Genomic DNA, 26014 nt, shown 5'->3' on the forward strand with positions numbered 1-26014 from the left:
CAGTGAGTAAGACGAGCGCCGTGATGAAATTAGGAAGCGCTGGCGTGGCAGTCCGCCAGCGGAATCAATCAGTGTTGAGCCGAAGCTTCTTCAGGATGGGCAGCCATGTATTGGGCCAAGCCTGTTTTCTTGCTGTAGAACATCAAGATGATGAGAGACATGATGAAGGTTGCGGTGAGGGTTGAACCTTCTGCACCGGCTAGAGCAACCATACAGAACAAGCTGGCAATGCCCGAGAACAACATCACAAATGTATTGCGAGTTGTCATGCCTTCGAAGCGAATCAAGTTAATGCTTGAGTAGAAGTAAGGCAGCATAGTGAGTAGTACTGCGTCAGTGGTTAATTGGTTAAACATATCTGAAGCGTGAGCCGTTTCTGAACTGAAGAACATCAGCACCAACATCAACATCGTCATCATGCTAGAGGCGATAACCAAACCTTTCTTAGGCACGCCGTTTTTGTCGGTTTCACCAAACACTTTAGGGAAGTTGCCGTCGTTTGCGGCACGTTTACCCGCTTCGCTCACCAACATCATCCAAGAACCAAGAGAGGTGAAACACGCCAACGCAGTAAACGCAGAGACAAATGGCGCTGTCCAGCTACCGAACAGTTCAGTGGTCGCCAACGCAAATGGTGCACCGGATGCAGCCACTTCAGAAGCTGGGAACATACCGCTGATCATTTGAGTAGAAAGCACGTAAATCACACCGGCAATCGCAGTACCTAGCATGGTCGCAAGTGGTACCGTGCGTTTTGGATTCTCAACCATGCCTGATGATACCGCCGCAGATTCCACACCCACGAAAGACCAAAGACAGATAAGTACCGCGGTGATGATCGCATGGCCATCGCTACCTGCAGAAACGTTCCAGTTCTGGCTGTAAATTGCGCTGTCGAAGTGCGTCCAACCAAATAGCGCTGTACCTAATACAGGCACCAAAATCAGCACCAAACCAACAGTACAGAGTCGGCTGACCCAGCTACCACCAAGTAAGTTAACCAGCGTGAACACCCAAACAGAAGCGATGGTCGCAAGGCCTGCTGGAATCGGGTCATTCAGTACTGGGAAGAAAACCGATAAGTAAGAAACACCGGTAATGGCAATGGCTAAGTTACCAATCCAGTTCGCGTGGTAGTAAAGCACGCCCGTTTGGAAACCAAACACCGGTGACACCTCACCTGCATACGCAATAGGGCCACCCTCTTGAGGGTTTTTGGTTGCCAAACGAGCAAACACGAATGCCAGGCTCAATGCACCAACAATACAGATCGCCCAACTAAAAATAGAGATAGAACCTACACTCGCCAGTGTAGAAGGAAGTAAGGCAATACCACTGCCCATCATGTTACCAGCCACGACACCTGTACAGGCAATTAGGCCGATTTTCTTAGCATTAGATGACATAACATCTCCAACTCGATTCAACTTAAGTTACAAAACTCAAACGAACAAATAACCGCAACGCGAAGCAACCTTGTCGCTGCTCTTTTGATGTTATTAACGCGATAAAGAGAAAACGTTCTCCGTGACCCCGTTAATGTTCGAAGTGGAGATTACGCCCAAAGCAGATAAAAAAAATAAACTTACGATTATCAATAAAATGATGAGACAAAAATGAGTTTCTTGATATCAAGGTGATAAAGGACAAACATATAAACCAACATTTTCAGATAGTTAAGAAAAAACCTAAAAACATAAACTCATGACAATAAAGTTATCAACCTGCTCTTTCATTCGCCCTCAAGCACATCAACTTGCGATTGAGGGGGAAGTTGATAATGCGTTGATATCGAATTTATCCAGCGAGCGCACCCTCGCGCTATTGAAGCCGAGAAGCGAGTAAAAGAGTAAGCGAGTAAAAGAGAAAAAGAGTAAAAGAGAATAAGAGAGTAAGAGAGTAAGAGAGTAAGAGAGTAAGAGAGTAAGAGAGTAAGAGAGTAAGAGAGTAGACGATGGAACAAGACGTGCAACTCACAATGAGGTTCACACACAAAGAAGGGAAAGATAAGAAAATGAAACGCTCTCAGACACAGCGATGTCTGAGAGCAAAGGTAAATAGCAAACCCAAACTGGGTCGTTACATCAAACGCACCACCGAAGGATGCACTGAGCGATACATGGCGTAGTCAATCGATTTTAGATTTGACTGAAATACCAGCCTCTCACACAACAAATAAGTTTCTAGCGACGTGTCCATATAAAAAGCTTCGCTGTAACCATCACTAGCACCATCAAGATCACCCCGCAGTTCCGCGTGCTTCCCTTGCAGTACATAAGAGAGCACCGACTCACGCAATTGCTGCGCTTTGGCTAAATACCGCTCAGCCGAGGGCAGATCTTCATCCACCGTCGCTTGCAGCGCTAACGCTTCGTAAATTCGGGGTTGAACCACCGCATCCAGTGCATCACTGGCGTTTTGCAATTTGCTGCTCAACAATAAAATGCGTTCTTGGTTTAGCGTCGGCATGTCAGACAAGGCTTGCTGAACATGGTACGCAATCAGGAGCTCGGCCTGAACGTAATGATTGTTCGGCTCTAAGTTAAGCACCTGTTCAAGCAAATCAATCCCCTTTTGTACCTGCTGCCGATCAGAGAGATTGAGGTAATGATTCGCTCGCACATACAAGGCCAACGCCGCTGGCTGCTTAGGAAAATCCACCAGTAAAATCTGCGCTTGTTGCTCTGCATTTGGCAAGCGTAACGCCTGCATAATATCGACTTCCGCTCGGTGCAAAACCGACGAAAGATGCGATGTATCCAAAGGGTATTGGCGGCTAAACAACACCGCGCCCGAGGAGTTGTTTTTTAACTCCAGTTCAATAAAGGCGTGACCGTCTTTATCGCTAACTCGAACCATGATCGATTTACCCGGCAAAATGCCAGAAGTAAACGCGGTTTTACTCAACATCACGCGATAGTCGGTCACTTGAGTGATGTCGGCCATCAGCTTCTGTGCAATACCATCGGCCAGATCGTGACTTAACGCTTGGGCATGATAATCATCTTGAAACATGAATTCGATCAGATGGGTATCCACCACTTGCGTAATGCGCACTTGTGATTGTTTGATGGTAAAAAAGCCCATGGCAATGATCACCAAACCAATCCATAGCGCATTGAATGCATTCACGCGCCAACGAGAAATATTGGGCCGCTTCGGCTTTTTCTGTTGCTGGCTTTGACACATAGCGCGTGTGAGTGGCCCTGCTGGAAAAACCATTTCATTTGCACTCGGGGCTTCGGCTTCTGGCGCAGCGACCGATGGCTCAGTGATTGTCGGCTCCAGCAAATCAACCTCAGCAGGTTCTGCCTGGCGCAACAAATAAGGATTGGCCGTTAGGCGCTCAACATTGGCCACCAGCTTGTAACCGCGCTTTGGTACAGTAACCACGTAGCTGAGATTCTCTTCTCGCCCATCACGCAGTAACTTGCGGAGTTCAAAAATGGATTGCGTCACCACTTGGTCGGTGACAATGGCCCCATCCCAAACGTGCTGGATCAGTTCCTCGCGACCAAACACTTCTCCAACGTGTTCAGCAAGGAAATGCAGTAAATTTATTAGACGTGGTTCGACGGAGACTTCCCTATCTTGTCGATACAGCTTGTTCTCATCAATGCACAAAACCCAGTCATTGATTTGAAAATAGATTCCAATCATAGAACGCTCTTTGTATCAGGCAGATAGCATTGGATAAAGAGCGGCTCTCTCACCCAATGAGGGCGAGATTATAAGCCCGATACGCCTGTTCGCCTAAGAATGATAGCCGCGAAAAACGTAAACTAAGTTTCGCGGTTTAATCAGGCAAAAAAGAGATGTAGCGCAAAGACGAAACGGGCAAATGGCTAAAGAGAAAGAACTTGGCTAGTGTTGGCTATCCAACGCACTCAGCCAAACTTGATTTCAAAAAAAGCCCAGCCGATATGGGCTGGGCTTATCTTCAAAAGAGTGATTCAGAATGACATCAAACTATAAACTTATTCAACAGAGCATCTTGCTGGCGCACGTACACCGTTTGCTGCGCCATGGCGTCGTTCGATTGAGCCGCCAACTGAGACACTTCGGTTGAAAGATCTTTGATTCTCACCGTATTGCTATTGATCTCTTCCGCAACAAGGCTTTGCTCTTCTGCGGCAGACGCAATTTGCAGGTTCATATCAGTAATGCGTTGCATGATCTCTCGGATTTCTTGTAAGGCTTGATCTGCTTGCTGTGCGTGCGTCACTGCCACATCCGTGGTGGCTTTACTCTCGCCCATCACAGAAGAGACTGAACTCGCCCCTGCTTGCAACTGCTCAATCATGCTGCGAATTTGCGTAGTGGATTCTTGCGTGCGTGACGCCAACGTGCGAACTTCATCAGCCACCACCGCAAAACCGCGTCCCGATTCACCAGCACGTGCAGCTTCAATCGCAGCGTTTAGGGCTAAGAGGTTCGTTTGCTCGGCAATTTCATTAATCACTTTCAAGATGGTTTCGATATTGGTGGTCGCGCTTTCTAAGCCCTGCACTTCCTCTACCGCTTGATCGATTCGCAGTGACAGTTGGCTAATGGCATTGGTCGTATCACTGACCACTTTCGACCCGGCCGACGTCACTTGATCTGCTTCTTTCACGGCATGCGCCGCGCTTTGCGCATTGTTTGCCACTTCAAGCGCCGTGACCGACATCTCATGCATGGCTGTCGCCAGTTGTTCAAGTTCTTGAAGCTGACTACCAACCGCGGAAGAAGCGCGCTCAGCCCCCATCACCGACATTTCGGTTCCATTGAGAATCTCGACACTGATCGCTTTCGATTGAATCACCTGCTGCTGAAGATTTTCAGTAAAGCGGTTAAAACCACGCGCCATTTCCGCAAATTCTGGATCAGTATTGGTATCAAGGCGCTTAGTTAAATCGCCATTGCCACTGGCAATATCCTGAATGGCGGCGTTCAACGCCCCCAAAGGACGCATTAACGCTTTCATTAACACAGAAAGAGCCAGAACACTCAGCACCACTGCGATTACCACATAGATCAAAGAGCTGCTGCGCATTTCGCTGATCGCTGAATAAACCGTCGACTCATCGAGCACAGCGCCAACAAACCAACCTTCGCTGCCAACCTTAGTTAAACGCACGAGATAGGACACGCCTTCTTTTTCAAAGCGTTGCTCTCCTTCTTGAATACGAACCTGAGGAAGATAACTGGATACATTCTCACCATTTTTGTTGACATCTGGGTGCGCAATAGTGGTGCCGTCTGGGGTAACAATAAAGAGATAGCCCGCATCAAATAAATTGGTTTGATTGACTAATTTTGCTAAGCCACCTAAATCCACGTCGTAAAACAAGCTACCAATGAACTGCCCCTGAGATCGCACTGGGGCACCGATAGAAATCACCACTTGTTTTGTGGTTGAGTCCACATAGGGCTCTGTGACGACTAAACGATTTTGTGCTTTTGCCTGTTGATACCAAGGGCGAGTTCTTGGGTCATAGCTGGATTCCACTTCCCATGCATCGTCATTTTCAACCACCAAACCGTCACGCTCGTAGCCAAGCCCCACGGCGATAAAAGCTTGTTTTACCACGGAGGTTTCAAGCACATCCGCCACATAGCCTTGATCAAGTGGCGAAAGCTCAATAATTTCTTGCGTAGATTTTGCCAAAGCGCGTTTACTTTCCATCTGCGCACTAACGGCATCTCGCACCCCTTGCTCCAGCTCCATCAGGCTGCTTTCAACCAATTTTTCGACTTTGTCTTTGACCAATAGCGATTGTTGAATGGACAGCAATACGATACTGATAAGCAACAACACAGAAGAAGCCAGTATGACTTTTTGACTAAACTTCATAACTTACCCCATATAACAGACACTTAGAAAACCTTGTTATCGGCACCAAATGCAAAAGATTTAATAACCAGACATAAAAAACAGTAGGAATAACAGGCAAAAGCGACGGAATGTGGCACAAGTAATCACTTCGCCTCTGAATTCTGAACTCATTACCTCTTTATTGCAGATAGAAAAAACCCAAGCATAAAGCTTGGGTCTGGGAGACGAGAGAACATCGAATTACTTGGCAGAGCAATTGCCCTTGATCGCCATTTTTGTTTTGTAAACGTCAGATTTACCCGTTGACTCATCGACAACCACTAAATCCGCACCGCCAACAAATGCGCCCATTTTGATGTATTGCTGAACAAAATAGAGGCGTCCTTGCTCAGTAAACAAGGTGACTTCATTTGGAGAAAATTCAGATTCGGTACTGACAATGTGCTCTTTATCGCCATCCACTTCGTGGTAGAAGAAAACACCCGGTGCCGTTTCACCAATGCATTCACCATCAATATGCACATCTTTTTTCAGTGCACCACCAATGCCAGATTCTGGACGATATACATACACGCCCGCTTTCCCTTCGGTTGGCGCATCAAACTGTTTCGCTTGATCGGAGAGTTCAGAATCAACCATAGGTACTGACGCACAACCAGAAAGTACTGCTAGTACCGCTGAACATAAAATGATTTTAGTTTTCATAAAGTTACTCTAGCCAAATAAAGCTGGAGAATAGCTTATGCAATCAATCTATAATAATTCCATATTTTATAAATGAGACACATCGCAATTATTTATAAAACAATCGACTAAAAAATCAACAAACAACCAAAATTTGTTCAATAGAAATACCCACGAGCAAGACAAAACACCACACCGTTCGATAAAACTAGCGCAATACACTAACCAACTCTGGCAATCACATCGTAAACAAAGCTGTTTTTCCCTGCTTTTTTGGCTCGATAGAGTGCTTCATCCGCTTGACGAAACGCTTTGCGATAATGCTTTGGCTGATGCGGCGCTCCGCCACAACTGAAGGTAATCGGGTCACGCAAACCAAACTCAAACGCCGCGATCTCTTGCTGCAGACGTAAAATCTTGTCCTGTATGACCTCAATCTCTTGCAGGTAAAAGGCCATGAGAAACTCCTCACCTCCCCAGCGGCAAGCCACGCCGTTACCACCAACACAGCTTTCAATTTTCTGCGCCACAATCTGCAACACCTTGTCACCAACATCGTGCCCGTAGCGATCGTTGATTTTCTTAAAATCGTCGATATCGAGAATCACAATCCGATGCACTTGGTTTGAGTTGATGAGAAACTCTTCAATATACAAACGGTTAGGTAGTTGAGTGAGTGCATCCGTTACTGAGAGCTGCTGCAGTTTTGCATTGGACTCTTTGAGCAACGCCATGGTTTGCCTGCGGCCAGAATCGTAAAAGTAGGCGATAGCAAACAAAGTAAAATGGATGACCGTTAAGTGGATAAAGCTGATGTTGTCGAAAGGCACTGCAGTCCAGTTCGGCATTTGGCTAAAACAGATCCAAGCGATGACAGCAAAATTGAGTACGCTAAACGTCGCCCCTAAGCGATAACCGACAACAAAAATGGAGATCACCGGAATGCTTAAAGTAAATGCGAGGGCAAATTCCTCATTTCCCGTATCAGCGATATAAAGCAAGCTGATCACCATCATCACAACCACCGCAATGATGCCCGCCAAACGGGAACGCCGATTACCTTTAAGAAAATAGAAACCAACCAAACAGCCCAACACACCTAGGCCATCGAGCAAAATCATCGGAGGAAAAGGGACAATAAATATGTTGTAGTAGAGAAAAAAAGAAAATATTGCCGTTAAAAAAGAGAGTGCAATAAAAACAAATGAGCTCTCCCTAAAATCTTCATGCCAGCGGCTTAGATTAAGCCACTTCTCAATTACTCGAATGATCACGCGTACGTCCAGGTTGTTACATCAAGCTAAAGTAGTTAAGCCAATAATCTACTCAACTTGATGCAACATTCCTATTAACCGTGCAAAATTTGTCGAAAATTCAGAAAAAACTCAATCGTTGCACTGGTGTTTGGTCGTTAACCCGCAGCAGGCAAATCCAACAACATGCTTGCCACAGAGAAATAGATCATCACCCCAATGGCATCTGCAATGGTCGTGATTAATGGGGCACTCGCAGAGGCTGGATCAAATCGAAGTTTGCTGAGCAGAAACGGCAGCAACATGCCCACCACGGAACCAACAATCACCACAATCTGCATGGTGATCGCCACCACAAGCGCGATGTGATACCCCCCTCTCACAAAACCCAGCAGTGACACCGCACCAGCCATAGTGATACCAAGAAGAGCGGCAATGCAAAGCTCTTTACTGAGCATTTTCGCCCAATCTTTCGCCATCACTTCTCCTGTTGCTAGCGCGCGTACCATTAACGTGGCCGATTGCGAACCCGCATTACCGCCACTGTCGATAAGTAAGGGTAAGAAAAACACGAGTGCCACATGGCTTTGGATGATCTCTTCAAAATAAGCAATCCCAGCGCCTGAAAAAACGTTGCCGAAAACCAGCAGTACCAACCAGAAAACGCGTTTGCGATACATCATCGAAATAGACGCATCTTTCAAGTTAGTGTGAGTATCGATGTGCACAGCGTGGCCGCCACCAACGTTTTGTGCGTTCGCGTTATCGATTTTTTGTGTCTGTAATAGAGTCATGGTTATCTCTCCTGAGTGTCGCTCAGGACAAAGAAACCCACGCAGTCACCTCCGCCCTTTCATCGGACGAAAAGTTGTACGCATGACATGTCGTCGCTTATTGTTCTAGACGCGACAAAGCATCTAGGAAAAATCAATAAGCATATCGTTCCCGCAGCAAACGGCCGAAGGCATATATCAATAGAGAGATGGTATTAACGAGGAAAAGCAGTATTCGCTTATGCCAATGGGTATCGACTACCCAGCACAAGCTAACAATGTAGATTGGCAGGCTAGCAGAAAACCGTTGGCATTTTCGAAGGCTCGAAAAAACCATTTTGTGATATTCGACTACTCGACGAGTCCATAGGTTTCTGTTGTACCTCAATAAATGAAAAGGAAACGATGAGTGCTGCCCATCGCGCTTTAAAAACGAGCGGCATGCTATTTTTTGGACGCAGCAAAGTCAAGATGAGCAGGCCGCTTTGACACCATCGTGACATTGCTAACAAAGCCCGGACAATCCAAATAAAGGGAAAAATGACCAAAATGAAAAAGCCCCAGCACCATGAGATGTTGAGGCCTTAGAATAAATGGCACGCCCTGTAGGATTCGAACCTACGACCACATCCTTAGAAGGGACGTGCTCTATCCAGCTGAGCTAAGGGCGCGCTACAGGGACAGGATTATACGAGTTCATTTTGGTAAATCAACGGGTTTTCTTAACAAACTGAATCAAATGGCTAAAAAAAGGGCGCCCACATTAAATATGCTTAAAAACGCCCCAAAGCAAACGTTTGCGTATAGATATTTATTTGATGATTTGCGACAATACGCGCCAAGTTTTTGCCATTCGTATTCTTAAGGAAAGTCATGACTGCTCAAAATATCGATGGAACTCTCATTTCCCAAACTGTTCGATCCGAAGTCGCTGCTCGCGTAAAAGCTCGTGTAGCTGCGGGATTACGTGCGCCTGGCTTAGCCGTTGTGTTGGTTGGCGAAGATCCAGCGTCTCAAGTTTACGTTGGCAGCAAGCGTCGCGCGTGTGAAGAAGTGGGCTTTGTCTCTAAATCGTTTGATCTTCCCGCTTCTACTTCAGAAGAAGAACTCCTGGCGCTGATCGATGAGCTCAATAATGATGCTGAAATCGACGGTATTCTGGTTCAACTTCCTCTTCCAGCGGGGATCGACAGCACGCACGTTCTAGAAAGCATTCATCCAGAGAAAGATGTGGATGGTTTCCACCCATACAACGTTGGCCGCTTAGCGCAACGCATCCCTAAACTGCGTTCTTGTACACCAAAAGGCATTATTACGCTGCTTGAGCGTTACAACATCGCACTACGTGGTAAGCATGCGGTGATCGTGGGTGCATCAAACATTGTTGGCCGCCCAATGACACTCGAACTTCTGCTGGCAGGTTGTACCACAACCACCTGTCACCGCTTCACTAAAGATCTTGAAGGTCATGTTCGCCAAGCTGATGTGCTGGTGGTTGCGGTCGGTAAGCCGAATTTTATTCCTGGTGAATGGGTTAAAGAAGGCGCGATCGTGGTCGATGTCGGCATCAACCGCCTTGAATCGGGTAAGCTGATTGGTGATGTGGAATATAATAAGGCTCGTGAACGCGCCAGCTTCATTACTCCAGTACCCGGAGGTGTTGGCCCAATGACGGTGGCCAGCCTCATCGAAAACACCATGCTTGCTTGCGAGCAATACCACACCAAATAACTCCTCTTCGGCGGGGAATATCATGACCTGCCGAGACTCAAACTGGTTAAAACAGGCGGTTCCTGTTAGACTTTGCCGCCTGTTTCATCGCCCCTTTTTGAGGTCTTCATGGCGTATCAATGCCCCTTGTGTCACCTTGCGTTAGAGCAAGCAGAGCGCACGTTCAAATGTTCCAACAATCATCAATTTGACCTAGCCAAAGAAGGTTACGTTAACTTGATGCCTGCTCATCACAAACGTTCGAAAGATCCTGGTGACAACAAAGAGATGATGCAGGCTCGCCGCCGCTTCCTCGAAGGCGACCATTACGACCCAATGCGTCAAAAAGTGGCGCAACTTTGCCGCCAATACCTGCAAGGTACGCCGCACCGCCTACTTGATATTGGTTGTGGTGAAGGTTACTACACCGATGAAGTCGCTAAAACCTTGGTCGCGCAGCACCCAGAAGCCAAAACGTTTGGCTTGGACATTTCCAAAATCGCTGTTCGTTTCGCGGCAAAACGCTACCCTAACGTTAAGTTTTGTGTCGCTTCAAGCCATCGACTTCCTTTTGCAGACGAAGCGTTGGACGGCATCTTACGCATCTACGCACCATGTAAAGCCGAAGAGCTGGCGCGATGCATTGCTGAGAATGGCGTTGTGATCACCGTGACGCCTGCAGGCCGCCACTTGCTGCAATTGAAAGAGAAGATTTACACCGAGCTCAAACTGCATAGCGAAGAGCCAGAGCAAATTGATGGATTTACGCTAGAACACCAAGAGAAACTCAATTACGTAATGGACTTAGCAGGCCAAGATGCGTTTGATTTACTGCAAATGACCCCATTTGCTTGGAAAGCCAGCGATGCTCTTCGTGACGAGCTAAAGTCCGCTACACTGTTCCAGTGTGAGGCCGATTTCATGTTGCGCGTTTACCGCAAAACGGCAAAATAACCAGACAAATCAATAAAGAGAATTATTCTCATTATTATTGAAGTTCTAGACCGCCTCCATTACACTCTGCGACGTTTTTAATGGAGGCAGTATTATGCGATCAACTATTTCTCTTCTTCTGGCGTCAATGATGCTGAGCGGCTGCGCTAGCCAAGCGCTCACAAGCGCTCCCCTAAGCTTCTACGACTATCAGCTTTACTCGCCAGAAGGCACTGCCCTTTCACTGCAGCAATTACCTCAATCGGTTCAAGATGCGGATGTCATTTTAATTGGCGAATGGCACACGCATTCGGGTGTTCATCGCTTCCAAACCGACCTGCTTAAAACGCTCAGCGCGCAACACCGCGTCGCTCTGTCTATGGAACAATTTACCCGCGATAAACAAACCATCGTGAATCAATATTTGGCGGGTGAGATTGGTGAGCAAGTGCTTATCCAACAAGGCAATGCGTGGCCAAACTACGAAAGTGATTACCGACCTTTGATTGAACTGGCCAAATCCAAACAGATGGATGTGATTGCCGCGAATGCACCGAAAAGCACCGTACGTTGCATTGGCCGCCAAGGTTTGGCTTACCTCGATAAGCTAACCCAAGAAGAGCGTGGCTTTTTGGCGAGTGAGATCAACACCGGTGAAAGCGAATACAAAAGCAAGTTCATGGCGTCGATGCACCACGGCAAACCAGAGCAAACCGAAAAACAGTTTGCTGCACAAGTGACTTGGGACGAAACCATGGCGGAATCTATCGTCAACTACCATCAGCAAAAACCCAACACGCAAGTTATCCATGTCGCAGGAAAATTTCATATTGAGCAGGGCTTAGGCACCGCTCACTCGATTCTGCGTCGTGATCCTTCCTTAAAGGTTGTGGTGATCTCTCCGGTATCAACCATCGATGAGCAAGGCAGCGATTACCAGTTGCTGGTTCTGGAACCGCCGGTACGTTATGTGCAAAAAAGCAATCAAATGAAGGCGTTTCAGGATTTAAAAAAACGTAATGACGATCTGACCTGCAAATAGCGCGATTATTTCCAACTCCCATCTCACTTAGGCCTGTTTTTTGCTTGATTAAAAAAGCGGCAAAACAGGCTTTTTTTTGCACAAGTTTTCTCCAACGCCGCCGATAGAGTATTTAGGATTCGCTTAGGAGATGGTTATGAATCCAGTCGGTTCAAGACCTGTCGAGGCATACGCTTCAGCACAGAAACAGACAGCTAACCCAAATGCGGCAAAGGAAAGTGCCCCTGCTCCGCTGCAGGTAGAACAAAACAAAGTGACGCTTTCTGAAGAAGGGAAAGCGCTGCTTTCTGCGCTCCAAGAGCTCGATAAAGAGAGCAAAAAAGTCGAAGCGGAAAGCAAAACCGTGGGCGACAAAGTGGAATCCTTCACCTACGGCGCATTAGGCATGGACCATCCTGACAAGATAAAAGAGGAAGATGATGGCTCCTATTCCGCAGGGCAATATCTTTCTGCCGCTGCCACTATTGGTGGTTTGTTAATGATTTTGGTGTAATTTTTACACTTATCCTCTCTAATGGGGGTTGAACATTGTCGGGAGCCTGCGCATTTTTCGCCACGACAAAATTCATTGGTTGAAGCATGTAGAACAAATCGCTATTTATATATCGATTCTTTGCTGGATGCAGAGGTGAAATTCACTGAAGTGGAATAGCAAGGATTGGTTTTAGCAAAAAATGATAGCGCACAGTCGCTATCCCCAAATCGCTTTAGCCCATGAATTTCAACTCCCTTACTCAAAAGCTCACTTCGGTGAGCTTTTTCTTTAGCTCTATCAGACGCCATCATTGCTCGCTCGAGTTTGTCACAACACTTTATTTTTACTGATTTTTTTCACTTTCATGAAGTTTTTATGTCTGCAGCAAAAGTGTCACAAAGCCGTGCTGTAATGGCGCCGCTTTTATAAATAAGGGATAGACAATGAAGCACCTGATCAAACCCGTTGTTGCCGTTGTAGCAACTTCTACGCTCTCTTTTAATGCACTTTCCGCAGAAATTAAAAACGTCATTTTGATGATTGGTGATGGCATGGGACCACAACAAGTTGGCCTATTGGAAACCTACGCCAACAACGCGCCAAATTCCATCTATCAAGGCAAAACCACCGCACTTTACACACTCGCTCAAGAAGGCGTTATCGGATCATCGCTGACGCATCCAGAAGATGCGATTGTGGTGGACTCTGCCTGTTCTGCAACCATGCTGGCGACCGGCATCATGACAGGTTCAGAAGTGATCGGCATCGATTCGCAAGGAAACAGCGTCGAAACCGTACTCGAAAAAGCCAAACGTATGGGCAAAGCCACCGGCATCATTTCCGACACTCGCATGACGCACGCGACTCCTGCTGCCTTTGCTGCCCACCAGCCTCATCGCTCTTTGGAAAATGAAATTGCCGCTGACATGCTTGCCACCGATGTCGATGTGTTGCTGTCGGGCGGTTTGCGTCATTGGATTCCAAAGTCGGCAAACGACAAAGGTGAAATCTATCAACAGTTACAAGCCCTAACTCAAGGTGACGTTGCATTAAAATCAAAACGCAAAGACGATCGCAACTTGCTGACGGAAGCGCAACAAGCGGGTTACTCTCTGGCATTTAATAAAGCCATGCTAGAGCAAGCACAAGGGACGAAACTGCTGGGTCTTTTTGCTAACTCAGCCATGTACGATGGCATCACCTACAGCCAAACCAAAGGTGACGCAGAGCGCAAAGAACCAACCCTGGCAGAAATGACCAGCAAAGCATTAGACATCCTAGCCAAGGACAAAGACGGTTTCTTCTTGATGGTTGAAGGCGGCCAAATCGACTGGGCTGGCCACAGCAATGATGCCGGTTCAATGCTGCATGAAATGATCAAGTTTGATGAAGCGATTAATACGGTTTACCAATGGGCCAAAGATCGTGATGACACCTTGATTATTGTCACGGCGGACCACGAAACCGGCTCTTTTGGTTTTAGCTACTCAGGCTATAATCTGCCAAAACCAGAGAAACGCCCAGGAAAAGCATTCGAAAATCGTGATTACGCGCCAAACTTTAACTTTGGTGCTTTCGATATTCTCGATGGTTTGTACAACCAAAAAACCAGCTACTATGGCATGCTTAGTGCGTTTGAAAAGTTGGATAAAAATCAGCAAACCGCGGCAAAACTAGCAGAAATCATCAATAAAAATAGTGATTTTTCGATTACCGCAGGCCAAGCTGAAAACATCCTGAAAAACAAACCCAATCCCTATCGTTTGGCTAACCACAGCTATCTTGCAGAGGAAACCGTGCCAGCCATTAACGACTTTGATGCGTTTTTCCCATACAACGACAGAACCAACCTGATCGCTCGCGAACAAGGAACAAAACAAAACATCGTCTGGGGTACTGGTACACACACTCATACGCCAGTTAACGTGTTTGCTTGGGGACCGGCAGAAACCATTCTCCCTGTGTCACGCATTTTACACCACTCTGAGTTGGGTGAATTCATTAAAAATCAGGTGAAATAATCGTTGCCTAACGAGTTAAAAAGCCAGTCATTAGAAGAAGAAAGCGCCACTTGGCGCTTTCTTCTTCTGTCTGTGTCTGATTGTTAGGTCTTTAGTCAAAGGTTGACGGCTTCCTGAATAGTCGCCAGTATGTAACGCTTTTCAACCCTAACGGTGCCCTTCCCGCTATGTGTGAAATTTTTGCCAAGCAACCCAAAGAAAATTACCAAACCATTACACGTTCGATCCGAATAGACGGACACGCCACCAGCGTCAAACTGGAAGCCAGTTACTGGGATATTTTACAAGAGATTGCTGACGCTCAGCAGTTAACCGTGCCAAAGTTCATCAGTACCGTCTATCGCGAAGCACTTGAGCACAATGGTGAAGTCTCAAACTTTGCCTCGCTACTGCGTTGCGCCTGTTTGATGTATGCTCGCCAACCCACGAACGTCATCGAGGTGGCGCGCCAAGAGCTCACAAGCAGACAAATTTAAATGTAATACTCACGTACTACCAAAGGTTGGTTTCTCAACATTATTCTGTCGCCTCGCAATGAGGAACCACCATGACCAAAATGATTCACAGCATGATCCGAGTGAGCAATCTCGACAAATCGATCGCTTTCTACCGTGATGCTCTAGAGCTCGAGATCAAAGACCAATTTGTTTTCGATACATTCACTCTGACATACCTCGCCAACAAAACCACCGGCTTCGAGCTTGAGTTGACTTACAATCACGGCATGAACGAACCCTACACTCATGGGACAGGCTACGGTCACCTTGCCGTGTGCGTAGAAGACATCGAACTCGCTCATAAACGCCTGCGCGATTTAGGGATCGCCCCCAGTGATGTGAAAGCGATGGATCACAACCAAAAACACCTTGCGACCTTCTTCTTTATCACCGACCCAGACGGATACAAAATCGAGTTTTTGCAGCGCCAAGGCCGCTACCAATAAGCATCACTCGAATACGATTTTCGGCTTGAATTTAGGGTTAGACATTATTTTAAAAATTCGTTAGGAGTAGCCATTGTTCGCGATGGCCTAGACTCTTGTGCCCTAAATTCAGCCTTTTACGCCAACATCAACACACGATGTTTTAGTTGGCTCATAACAAAGAGGACCAAACACAATGATTCATGTTACCGCAGCTTTTGTTGCCCAAGCTGGCAAAGAGACCCAACTGCATTCCGTATTAACTGCCATGCTCGAGCCCACTAGAAACGAGCAAGGCTGCCTTCGTTATGTACTTTTAAAGGACAAAAACGATGCCACCAAATTCCTTTTCCAAGAATTATTTGCTGATCAAGCTGCTTTCGATTTCCACTGCGACCAGCCATATTTTCATGCCTTGCTAGCAAAGCTTGATGGCTTGTTGGCACAAGAGCCTGAGATTACTTTCTTCGAAAGTGCAGAAGTCGCGTAAAGCGAGTGCACGCACAGCTCAATAAGCAAAAAGGCACGTTCTCGTGCCTTTTTGTCTCTGCATCTTAGCCAGTACTTAGTAATCTGGATTCTCAATGACGTGATCTTCCCAATCTTTCACATCAATTTCGTAAACCACTCGGTTACGAATGCTCTGCCCTGCTGCATGCATGGCTGACTTAGAACCGGTAATAAGAGGATGCCACTCTGGCAAAGGTTGGTTTTCTGAAAGTCGGCGATAAGCACAGGTGCGCGGTAGCCAATGGAACTCTGCGATTTTATCCTGAGTCAGCTTTAGGCAGTTTTCACCTGAAGAAAAACGATTTGGGTAATCTTTGCATGAACAGGTTTTACTGTTTAGCCAGCTACAAGCCACATTGGTGTAAAAGACTTCATCGGTCTCTTCGTCCATTAATTTGTGCAAACAGCATTTTCCGCAACCATCGCAAAGTGACTCCCACTCTTGCTCTGTCATCTCTTGCAAAGTTTTTGATTGCCAAAATGGTGTGCTCATAGGACTTCTTCTTACTTTCTACTGCGGGAGCCGTTTTATACTCCTGCGGGCCTCAAAGTGCAAGGGCAAAAATTGTCCATTCAGTTCATCGTAAATTTCTGCTACTATCGCGCCCCTTGATTTTTGACAGGTAACTAAGATGGATTGCAGACTCGGTTGTGGCGCTTGCTGCATCGCCCCAAGTATCTCTTCCGCCATTCCAGGAATGCCAAACGGTAAACCTGCCGGTGTACGCTGCATTCAACTCAACGAACACAATCTTTGTAAGCTATTTGGCCAACCGGAGCGGCCAAAAGTTTGCCATGAGTTCAAACCGTGCCCTGTGGTTTGTGGCACAACCAATCAACAAGCGCTCGACAATATTACCGAGTTAGAGCAGCTTACTTAATCATCTGCCCACCTTGGTTGAACGCGCTTTCTTTCCTCCACCTGTACGCCTTTTCGCTAGACGTGCTGAGCGATATCCTCTCAAAATGATGAAACATTTCTTAGCTCTAAGAAAACACAGCGCCAAGTAGAATTTCGTAAAAAATATCACGACACTTTCTAGCAAGGTGCTGATTACCAGCTATTTTTATTCCAATCCCCCTCTCAATAGGACATTGTATGAATAAATATCTGGCGGAATTATTTGGCACCTTTTGGCTGGTGCTTGGTGGATGTGGTAGTGCCGTTTTGGCGGCCGCCTTTCCGGATGTTGGAATTGGCCTGCTCGGTGTTTCCCTCGCGTTCGGTTTGACGGTGCTCACCATGGCTTTTGCCATCGGCCATATTTCCGGCTGTCACCTTAACCCCGCCGTCACCATTGGCTTATGGGCTGGCGGACGATTTGAAGCCAAAGAAATGGTTCCGTATATCCTTGCTCAAGTGATTGGTGGCGTCATTGCCGGTGGCGTGCTTTATACCATCGCCTCTGGTCAAATGGGCTTCGATGCGGTGAGCTCAGGTTTTGCCTCTAACGGTTATGGTGAGCATTCTCCAGGTGGCTATTCGCTAACTTCTGCGCTGGTGACCGAAGTCGTGATGACCATGATGTTTTTGCTGGTGATTCTTGGTGCAACGGATCAGCGTGCGCCTCAAGGTTTTGCGCCCATCGCTATCGGTCTGTGCCTCACACTTATCCATCTCATCAGCATTCCGGTGACCAACACTTCGGTCAACCCAGCTAGAAGTACCGGTGTTGCTCTCTATGTTGGTGATTGGGCCACGGCGCAACTTTGGCTATTTTGGGTCGCGCCGATTCTAGGCGCATTACTTGGGGCGGTGGCCTACAAGTTGATTTCAGGCCCCAACAAAGACTAATCACAGCGAGCCGCCGATTCGAGCGGCTCTTTTTCTATTGCCTCTCAATATTTTATAAAACGCATCACAACTTTGTGACTTGGTCACAAATGGTCACAGAGCAATTCATTGAACTGGGTTATAGTTTTGTTATTGACTCTCTGCCACGCAACACTATGACCTCACCTGCCTCATATCGGATTATGCTTGTCGAAGACGACTTGGAACTCGCTGAGTTGATCAAAGATTTTCTACAAAACTATGAATTTCAGATTGATATCGTCTCGGATGGCTTTCATGCCGTCGATGCAATCTTGTCAAACCAACCTGACTTGGTGATTCTCGATATTATGTTGCCCGGGCAAAGCGGAATGGAAGTGTGCAAAGCGATACGCAGTAAGTACCATGGCATGATTTTGATGCAAACGGCCCTAGATGACGACATAGACCAAGTCATGGGATTAGAACTGGGCGCAGACGACTACATCGTGAAGCAAGTAAAACCAAGATTACTGCTGTCGCGCATTCGCGCGTTGCTGCGTAGACACGAACGTTTGACGACAGAAGGCAGCAAAGATGACTTGCAACTTGGACCTTTGGTGATTAATTTGCAACACCGCAGTGTCACACTGCATCAGCAAGCGCTCAAACTGACCACCTCTGAATTTGAACTGCTGCTGCTCTTGGCTCGGCACGTTGGCCAAGTGGTGTCACGCGATGACATCGCACAGCACATTCGTGGCTTTGAATATGACGGATTAGATCGCTCCATCGACCGAAGAGTTTCTCGCCTACGGCGCACCCTCAATGACGATCCCAACGAACCAACCTTAATCAAGACCATTCGCGGCGTTGGTTACCAGTTGTGTGCCTCTTCTTGGGAGACTTCACTATGATTCGCGCGTTTGCCATCTTATGGTTGGCGGTGTTTGTTCCGACCACTTTGTTGATCATCCCCAGTGGCGTAAACCCGGTTTTAAAACTCAACGAGCAGTTTTCCGAAGATTTCTATAAACCGATCTATCGGGTGAACTTCGAAGTGTTGTCCAAGAAACTCTTGCAGCAACCCACGACTCAGTGGCAACAAACCATCGACCACTATGCCAAAAGCTTTGCCTATCCTGTTAAGCTCCAAACGTTGGCAGATTACCAAGCCGACAAAGCCATCTATGCTTCACTACAACAAGGCCAAGTAACGTTTCTTTATGCCGACCCAATGGCGCTCTTACAACGAGTTGGCGACAGTGACCAAGTGCTGTATATCGCTCTTAACGAGTCCACCGAGCATGCCGTGCTCAATCAGGCCAAGGGGACACTCTCATTAGCGATTGAAGATCTGCGTCAACTGCCTAAAAGCGAGTGGCTAAACACGCTTGCACAGACCAACGCCAAACTCCCTATCCACATTAGCTTGACGAACGAAACGCAACTTAGCAAGACGGCCAAGCTTACTTTGTTGAACTCCCCCAACGAAATTGTTAGTTATATCAATGATGAGGGACGCGTCGAGCTGCTTGCCCCCATCGATGATGGCTTTTGGTTGCGCGTCCAAGATAACTTGTCGCAAGCCGTACAACTCAAGTTGAGCACCACCATCGCGCTGATGTTCTTCCTACTGATTTCTCTTGCTTTGATTTTGTGGGTCTATCCACTTTGGCGTGACTTAACTCGACTGGTGGCAACCGCTACCGAATTTGGCCAAGGCAAACTGTCACAACGGGCGCGAGCTTCCAAGCTCTCGGTGGTTTCTCAACTCAGTGACTCCTTCAATAACATGGCCGACAATATCGAGAGTCTCATTGCTCGGCAGCGTGAGCTGACCAACGCGGTCGCGCATGATTTACGTACGCCATTGTATCGACTGCGCTTTGCGATTGAGATGCTTGAAGATCCTCACACCAGCGACGCGCAAAAAGAGAAATATCAACGCGCACTGCACACAAGCATTGATGATCTCGACCATCTCATCAACCAAAACTTACTGCTCTCTCGCTACAATCGGATTGCCGATATCACCCATTTTTCACAATGCTGTTTTGCTAGGGAGTTGCTCAATGAAATCGATGATTTCAAACTTCAGCATCCCGATCTCGATATCCAGTTTTACTGTTCGCCAGAGTTAAAACAGCATCGCATGTTCATCGACAACAAGGGTTTGATGCGCGCGGTGAAAAACCTTCTTACTAACGCAAGCCGATTTGCTCAAAACACCATTATTGTCTCGTTTAAATACAGTGGCACCGCATTTCACATCACGGTGGAAGACGATGGTCAAGGTGTGCCTGATGAACATGCAGAACGCATTTTTGAACCCTTCACTCAGCTTGATAACCAAGCACGCAGTAGCGAAAAAGGCCATGGGTTAGGATTGGCGATTGTTAAACAAATCATGCTTTGGCACAAAGGCAACGTGAAAATGGTGTCATCTACTTTGGGTGGCGCTGCGTTTGAAATGCAGTGGCCCGAACTGCACCCGAATACTACCGAGAATGAATTGTGACCAAAATGGACACAATTCGTCCATAAAACACCAACGATTTATCGATGCGGCGAATGCTAATTTGGAATGGCTTTCAAACGTCATTCACAAGGAATTAGCATGCAAGTTTCCCCAACACACGCGGCAATACTACTTAGTACGATTGCCGTACTCGCTTCTTCATATAGCCTGGCAGAACCGGACCCATTTGATCCCGGTTTCAGCGGCACCATCAGTATTAATATTGGATTTGGCCAAAGCCAATCGCAAAACAGCACCCATGAAGATAATGAAATCACCGCCGATCTCACCAACCAAGGCAAAAAGGTATCGCAAGCGTCTCCATTTTTTCTTGGCCGATTGCAATACAGCTTTGGCGACACGTTAGTCTTTCTTGGCAATAGTGAAGAGCAGATTGCAGAAGCGCAATTTCAAGCAGAATTGGGCATTGCGCATCGGTTCAACAACGCCATGATCCTCACTGCCGCACTCTTTGGGAATGTCCCTAGCATGGAAGAGGTCTGGCGTGACCCTTATCTCACTGGTCAAAAAAGGCAAACAACGGAGCAAACCGTAGGTGGCGTGAGATTCGCTATGGACATCACCAGCCCTTTGCCTATCAGTTTAAAATACGCTGTCGCCAGCAGCGAAGTTGAAGACGACGACATCGGCCTCTCACAAGGGTTAACCACTGAAGCTCGTTCACAATTAAAGCGTGCCAGCGACTATCAACGCTTGGGCGCAGAGATCTCTTTTCCTTTGAGCCAGTCGTTTGTACTGTCCCCTGCGTTTTACTACACGCTACGCAACGCCGATGGCGATGCCAAAAGCAATCAGTTATTGACCGCACAGATGTCGTTCCTTGTCGCCCAAGGCAGACACAGTGTTATCACAACGCTGAGAAATAGCTCTGCCAGTTTTGATGCAGACAACCCCGTTTTTTCTCGCAAGCAAGATTACGAGAGCTTTGGCCTGTTTTCCGTCTACAGCTATGCCGATCTTTGGGGTTGGAGAAATACCCAACTGAACATCATGGCGGGTTATCAAGAGTCGGATTCTGATATCGATTTTTACGACAGTGAAGAGGCCTTTCTCTCCACTGGTATTAGCTACAGTTTCTGATCCGGAGGACTTAAGATGTGTAACTTACTCAAAATCGTCTTGATAGCCACACTGCTGTTCCTCGCTGGGTGCGATGTTGATGATGCCGCCGATGCTAACAAGTACACTAAACCAACAGTCAACGCGGGATCCGACCAAGTACATACGTTGCCGATCAACACCATTACCTTACACGGCTCAGCGAAAAGCTGGCCTAAACTGGTGTTCTCTATTAAGACCAAGCAATGGCGACAAATTTCTGGCCCACAGAGTCTAACCATTTTAAACGCTGACAGCTTTACGGCCACACTGCTCAACCCGACCGTTGCAGGAACGTACATATTTGAGCTTTACGCCAAAGATAGTGGTGATCGCTCCAATACGGACCAAGTTAAGATTGTGCTGCGCGAGCCTCAACCGGTTGTCGCAGCGCGAAAGTCATTAGGCTATGAAGACGACTACCAGCAGCTTTGGCAAAGCGTAGCGACAAACTATCCGCAATACGATCAAATTCAAGATGAGTGGCAGCAGCTTTATCAGCCTTATTTGATCAAAGCGGCACAGGCGCAAAACGAAGAGCAATGGCGTTCATTAGTCGAAGCCATGTTCACCGAGCTGAGCGGATCAAGGCTAACCGCCATACAAGCCCCGTCGGCAGAGCAATGGAGAGCTAACCCAACAAGGGACCTAGTGGTTCGCGGCCGTCAAGACAATGGTATCGGCTTGCTTGAGATAGGCGCTCTACATGAGCAAGGAGCACTCAATGATATAGATGCGCTGCATGACGTTTCGCTGGCCGATTTCACAAAGCAGCTCGACAATGCGCTTATGCAGCTTAAGAAGGCTAGCGAAATACGCTTGGAAATAAGAGCGCCAAATGCACTTGGCGAACAGGCACTTTTTACCCTTTTGGAAAAACTCACCACACGCGCGGCTTTGCTGTGCATCAACCCAAACAAGGAGCCATCTTCGTGTGTTTCACTGCCTGCAAATAGTGACCTCGATGGCATCGTGTTGTTTACCAACCCAACATGCGAGCAGACCACTTGTAGGATATTGAGTGAGTATCTCAGCTACCTACACAGTGGCGAACAGCACTTCAACTACATGCCATCACCCGTGCTCGACTCACATTGGCGCTTGGTCATGGAGCCCGAATCTTAACTCGTTCATCAAAGAAAAAGACGCAATGAAAAAGCGATGCTGTTATCAGCATCGCTTTGGTGTTAGTTGAGTTTGTGTCTACCCAATAATGAATGGGAGAGCGTAGTTCCATCCACCAGCTCAAGCTCCCCACCGACGGGAACACCATGAGCAATTCGACTGGCATCCACTTTATGCTCTCGACAGAGCTCTGCGATGTAGTGCGCGGTCGCTTCACCTTCCACGGTAGGGTTGGTCGCTAAGATCACTTCTTTGATATCACCGCGACGCAGACGATAATCGAGGACATCGAGGCCAATATCACTAGGTCCAATACCATCAAGCGGTGATAGGTGCCCCATCAACACAAAATAGCGCCCAGAAAATTGTCCTGTGGCTTCCACGGCGGCGATATCGGCAGGGCTTTCGACCACACACAATAATCCGTTTTCTTGGCGTTTTGGGTTGTTGCAGATATGACAAACATCTTCTTCAGTAAAAGTACGGCACTCATTACAGTGGCCAATTTCCGTCATAGCATGACTTAATGCATCCGCAAGCTGCAGGCCGCCTTTTCTGTCTCGCTGTAACAAATGAAAGGCCATACGCTGTGCTGACTTGGGGCCAACCCCAGGCAAACAACGTAAGGCCTCCATCAATTGTTCCAGCATATGGCTGGTACGCATAGTTAACCTTTTCGATTAAAACGGCATTTTCATGCCTGGTGGTAGTTGCATACCGCCAGTGATTGCTGCCATTTTCTCTTTTTGAGTTTCTTCAACGCGGCGTGCTGCATCGTTAAATGCTGCTGCGATCAAGTCTTCAAGCATCTCTTTGTCATCTTCCATCAAGCTTTCATCGATGTTGACACGACGAACGCTGTGGCTACCAGTGATAGTGACTTTCACCAAGCCTGCGCCTGATTCGCCGACCACTTCCATATTTGCGATTTCTTCTTGAAGCTTTTGCATGCGTTCTTGCATTTGTTGGGCTTGCTTCATTAGGTTGCCCATACCGCCTTTACCAAACATGTTTTTCTCTCTGGTTGAATGAGGTGTTTCACTATGGATGGGGTCGTTTGTCGAACATTTCAACCCCGCGAATAAATTCAGACAGGGCGAACACTGTCTCTGTCCAGTTCTGCACTGAATCGGCGCAGTATAAACTGAACATTACTGTCATTTTCCAAGCTGTCGAAAGCCTGTTGTAACTTTTGCTGATAAAGTCTTTCGCGTAACTCTAGGGGCGTCTCACCTTGATCTCCGACTTCAACAGAGAGATGACAAGTTTCCCCAAGCGTTTCGTTGAGCGCTGAAAGCAGCTCTTTTTGCGCTTTATCAGTATTTAAATGTTGTTGATGGCTACGCAGCGTCAAAGCGATGGTTGAACCATCTTTGTTAAACGCCGAGTTGAGCGCTAACTGTTCCACCAGTTTTGCCGTTTCGAGCTGGGTGATTAGTTTTGCCCATTCACTCTGCTCAAGCGATTCTGCAACGAGTTTTTCCGCCATTTCCGGCGTTTTTTCATGCTCAAGTGCGCGTTTAATTTCCGTCGGTGTTAGCTCTTTGCTCTTAGACTGCACCACCGGCTGACTTGGACGCCATTGATAGGGTTCATCCTCTTTTACTTCAGGCTCTGACGGTGCAAGGCTTTGACGTGGCGACACCTGCGCTGCAGTTGCCTGCTTTTGCGCGACTCGATCGAGGACCGACTCTTTCTCAGCAGATGCCGCTTTAGACTTTTTTGAGCCACCATTTTGCGCCAACCCTTGACGTTGAGAACGCAATTGGTGACGCAAACCGGTTAAACCACCAGAAGCAGGACTTGTGCTTTCAGGCATTTGCTGCGGCGCTAGTTGAGGCTCTTGCTGCGATGCGGCTGCATCCTCATAGCCATAACCCATTGGCGGCATGTCATCCATAGGTGGATAATCGGCATAATCCATCGGTGGCGCATCATATTGAGGTGGCATCTCTGTCTGAACAGGCTGAGGGGCCACAGAACTTGGGGCATTCATTGATGAAGCCGGACGCGATGGCGCGTGACTGACCGCTTGAGGACGTTCTGCGGGAGTAACCCGTTCAGAGCTTGACTGTGCGCTCATCGCTGCAGCCGTGTGTGCTTGAGGAGCGGCACTTTGCGTTGCCGGCGCTGATGCTATATTCGCACCTTGCGCCGAAATGATGTTCGCTTGCGACATATCCGCAGGACGAAAGGCCATCATACGCAGCACAATCATTTCCATCCCGATACGCCCATTTGGCGCCAAAGAGAGATCTTCACGCCCTTTTAAGGCGATCTGATAAAACAGCTGAACATCTTGTGGCGACAGTGCGCGACTCAGCAGTTCAATTTTTTCCGCATCAGGCTGCGCTTTGTCTAAGCTTGAAGGCAACAACTGGTACATGGCAATGCGATGCAGCTGAGTCGCCAATTGTTGCAATAAACCATCCCACTCCGCACCATTTTGCGCGAGCTGCTGGATCTTATCCATCGCCACTTGTGGCTGCTTGCTGCTGATGGCTTCTAAGAGATGGATGGCTTGGTCGGTGTCAATGGTGCCTAACATATGGCTGACCAGATCGGTTTCAATCTGACCATTGCCTAACGCAATTGCTTGATCGGTTAAGCTTAGGGCATCACGCATACTGCCATCGGCAGCATGCGCGATCATACCGAGCGCACGTGCTTGAGCGGTAACACCTTCTTTCGCCAAAATAAAATCGAGCTGTTGATGGATAGCATCAACCGTGATCGGCTTAAGGTGGAACTGCAAACAACGAGACAAAATCGTCACAGGAAGTTTCTGTGGATCCGTCGTTGCCAATAGGAATTTCACATACTCTGGCGGCTCTTCTAAGGTTTTGAGTAACGCATTAAATGAGTGACGCGAGAGCATGTGCACTTCGTCGATCAAGTAAACCTTGAAACGACCGCGCGCTGGTTTGTATTGAACGTTGTCTAACAGTTCACGAGTGTCTTCAACTTTAGTACGCGATGCAGCGTCAATCTCCAGTAGATCAACGAAGCGCCCTTCTTCAATCTCTCGGCAAGTATCACACTGTCCACAAGGCGCAGAGGTGATGCCCGTTTCGCAGTTGAGGGCTTTGGCAAACAAGCGACCAATCGAGGTTTTACCCACACCTCGTGTGCCACTGAACAAGTAAGCATGGTGCAGACGATTGTGCTCAAGAGCATTTTCTAGGGCAGTCAGCACATGGCCTTGCCCCACCACTTCCTTTAAACTTGACGTCGGACGCCATTTTCGCGTCTAAAGCTAAATAAACTCATTGACTTAATTAGTGTCCTTCGAATTCACAGATGCTGTAAACGTTAAGGCCAAGAACCTTCCAAAGCCAGCCTTTCGATCGCCAGT

The 26014-nt window shown here is 47.4% G+C and carries 23 protein-coding genes, 1 tRNA gene and 1 pseudogene; 14 read left to right on the forward strand and 11 right to left on the reverse strand.

All coding sequences use genetic code 11. The features are described from left to right. Positions 1 to 68 precede the first annotated feature (68 nt). The 7 genes from cadB to CIK04_RS20910 form a co-directional block, all read right to left on the reverse strand. Entirely contained in the window at positions 69 to 1406 is a 1338-nt protein-coding gene (gene cadB, locus CIK04_RS20880) for a cadaverine/lysine antiporter (protein WP_017422040.1), read from the reverse strand. 673 nt (positions 1407 to 2079) lie between these two features. Further along, entirely contained in the window at positions 2080 to 3660 is a 1581-nt protein-coding gene (gene cadC / locus CIK04_RS20885) for a lysine decarboxylation/transport transcriptional activator CadC (protein ID WP_080532655.1), read from the reverse strand. 304 nt (positions 3661 to 3964) lie between these two features. Then, positions 3965 to 5836: a methyl-accepting chemotaxis protein gene (locus tag CIK04_RS20890; protein ID WP_097352813.1), complete on the reverse strand. Its 1872-nt coding sequence runs from the start codon at positions 5834 to 5836 to the stop codon at positions 3965 to 3967. Positions 5837 to 6058: 222 nt separating this feature from the next. Then, positions 6059 to 6523 carry a DUF2846 domain-containing protein gene (locus CIK04_RS20895; RefSeq protein ID WP_017788892.1) on the reverse strand — a complete coding sequence of 155 codons (465 nt, stop codon included), beginning with the start codon at positions 6521 to 6523 and terminating at the stop codon, positions 6059 to 6061. A gap of 200 nt (positions 6524 to 6723) precedes the next feature. Further along, positions 6724 to 7776: a GGDEF domain-containing protein gene (locus CIK04_RS20900; protein ID WP_097352812.1), complete on the reverse strand. Its 1053-nt coding sequence runs from the start codon at positions 7774 to 7776 to the stop codon at positions 6724 to 6726. A 137-nt stretch (positions 7777 to 7913) separates the two neighbouring features. Next, positions 7914 to 8549, reverse strand: a complete 636-nt coding sequence (locus tag CIK04_RS20905; protein ID WP_017422045.1) for a magnesium transporter — start codon at positions 8547 to 8549, stop codon at positions 7914 to 7916. Between the two features lie 573 nt (positions 8550 to 9122). Beyond that, positions 9123 to 9199, reverse strand: a tRNA-Arg gene (locus CIK04_RS20910). A 202-nt stretch (positions 9200 to 9401) separates the two neighbouring features. Here CIK04_RS20910 and folD point away from each other — a divergent pair. The 8 genes from folD to CIK04_RS20950 all read left to right on the forward strand — a co-directional run bounded on the left by folD (position 9402) and on the right by CIK04_RS20950 (position 16121). Continuing rightward, entirely contained in the window at positions 9402 to 10259 is an 858-nt protein-coding gene (folD, locus tag CIK04_RS20915; protein WP_011079917.1) for a bifunctional methylenetetrahydrofolate dehydrogenase/methenyltetrahydrofolate cyclohydrolase FolD, read from the forward strand. 108 nt (positions 10260 to 10367) lie between these two features. Further along, positions 10368 to 11192 (forward strand): 23S rRNA (guanine(745)-N(1))-methyltransferase, encoded by an 825-nt coding sequence (rlmA, locus tag CIK04_RS20920; protein ID WP_097352811.1) that lies wholly within the window; start codon positions 10368 to 10370, stop codon positions 11190 to 11192. Positions 11193 to 11286: 94 nt separating this feature from the next. After that, positions 11287 to 12213: a ChaN family lipoprotein gene (locus CIK04_RS20925; RefSeq protein WP_097352810.1), complete on the forward strand. Its 927-nt coding sequence runs from the start codon at positions 11287 to 11289 to the stop codon at positions 12211 to 12213. 136 nt (positions 12214 to 12349) lie between these two features. Continuing rightward, complete coding sequence (locus CIK04_RS20930; protein ID WP_026050312.1) at positions 12350 to 12706, forward strand: hypothetical protein; 357 nt, start codon at positions 12350 to 12352, stop codon at positions 12704 to 12706. Positions 12707 to 13131: 425 nt separating this feature from the next. Beyond that, positions 13132 to 14709, forward strand: coding sequence for an alkaline phosphatase (locus CIK04_RS20935; RefSeq protein ID WP_017420547.1), 1578 nt, complete (start codon positions 13132 to 13134; stop codon positions 14707 to 14709). A gap of 167 nt (positions 14710 to 14876) precedes the next feature. Beyond that, complete coding sequence (locus tag CIK04_RS20940) at positions 14877 to 15185, forward strand: ribbon-helix-helix domain-containing protein (protein WP_017420548.1); 309 nt, start codon at positions 14877 to 14879, stop codon at positions 15183 to 15185. Between the two features lie 71 nt (positions 15186 to 15256). Then, positions 15257 to 15652, forward strand: a complete 396-nt coding sequence (locus CIK04_RS20945) for a VOC family protein (protein WP_038964866.1) — start codon at positions 15257 to 15259, stop codon at positions 15650 to 15652. 175 nt (positions 15653 to 15827) lie between these two features. After that, a complete protein-coding gene (locus tag CIK04_RS20950) occupies positions 15828 to 16121 on the forward strand; it encodes a putative quinol monooxygenase (protein WP_013571331.1) in 294 nt (97 codons plus the stop codon). A 75-nt stretch (positions 16122 to 16196) separates the two neighbouring features. Here CIK04_RS20950 and CIK04_RS20955 read toward each other — a convergent pair whose 3' ends face one another. Beyond that, positions 16197 to 16634, reverse strand: coding sequence for a YcgN family cysteine cluster protein (locus CIK04_RS20955; RefSeq protein WP_011150868.1), 438 nt, complete (start codon positions 16632 to 16634; stop codon positions 16197 to 16199). A 139-nt stretch (positions 16635 to 16773) separates the two neighbouring features. Here CIK04_RS20955 and CIK04_RS20960 point away from each other — a divergent pair, with 139 nt between their 5' ends. From CIK04_RS20960 to CIK04_RS20985, 6 genes are all read left to right on the forward strand, one after another. Further along, a complete protein-coding gene (locus CIK04_RS20960; protein WP_011079907.1) occupies positions 16774 to 17022 on the forward strand; it encodes a YkgJ family cysteine cluster protein in 249 nt (82 codons plus the stop codon). Between the two features lie 218 nt (positions 17023 to 17240). Beyond that, entirely contained in the window at positions 17241 to 17936 is a 696-nt protein-coding gene (aqpZ, locus tag CIK04_RS20965) for an aquaporin Z (protein WP_038939837.1), read from the forward strand. 155 nt (positions 17937 to 18091) lie between these two features. Next, positions 18092 to 18811 carry a response regulator transcription factor gene (locus CIK04_RS20970; protein ID WP_088428271.1) on the forward strand — a complete coding sequence of 240 codons (720 nt, stop codon included), beginning with the start codon at positions 18092 to 18094 and terminating at the stop codon, positions 18809 to 18811. Continuing rightward, positions 18808 to 20415, forward strand: a complete 1608-nt coding sequence (locus CIK04_RS20975) for an ATP-binding protein (protein WP_232708661.1) — start codon at positions 18808 to 18810, stop codon at positions 20413 to 20415. Before CIK04_RS20970 ends, CIK04_RS20975 begins: the two co-directional genes overlap by 4 nt. 66 nt (positions 20416 to 20481) lie before the next feature. Then, a complete protein-coding gene (locus tag CIK04_RS20980) occupies positions 20482 to 21516 on the forward strand; it encodes a DUF2860 family protein (RefSeq protein ID WP_097352808.1) in 1035 nt (344 codons plus the stop codon). Positions 21517 to 21531: 15 nt separating this feature from the next. Beyond that, the gene (locus CIK04_RS20985; protein WP_097352807.1) at positions 21532 to 22659 is read left to right on the forward strand and encodes a hypothetical protein; all 1128 of its coding nucleotides are present in this window, start codon (positions 21532 to 21534) and stop codon (positions 22657 to 22659) included. Between the two features lie 62 nt (positions 22660 to 22721). Here CIK04_RS20985 and recR read toward each other — a convergent pair whose 3' ends face one another. The 3 genes and pseudogenes from recR to dnaX form a co-directional block, all read right to left on the reverse strand. After that, positions 22722 to 23324 (reverse strand): recombination mediator RecR, encoded by a 603-nt coding sequence (gene recR / locus CIK04_RS20990; protein WP_011079901.1) that lies wholly within the window; start codon positions 23322 to 23324, stop codon positions 22722 to 22724. 15 nt (positions 23325 to 23339) lie between these two features. Then, positions 23340 to 23669 carry a YbaB/EbfC family nucleoid-associated protein gene (locus CIK04_RS20995; protein WP_011150874.1) on the reverse strand — a complete coding sequence of 110 codons (330 nt, stop codon included), beginning with the start codon at positions 23667 to 23669 and terminating at the stop codon, positions 23340 to 23342. Positions 23670 to 23746: 77 nt separating this feature from the next. Next, positions 23747 to 25921 (reverse strand): annotated as a pseudogene (dnaX, locus tag CIK04_RS21000) (DNA polymerase III subunit gamma/tau). Positions 25922 to 26014: the final 93 nt, after the last annotated feature.

It is taken from the genome of Vibrio sp. 03_296, from assembly GCF_002265885.1.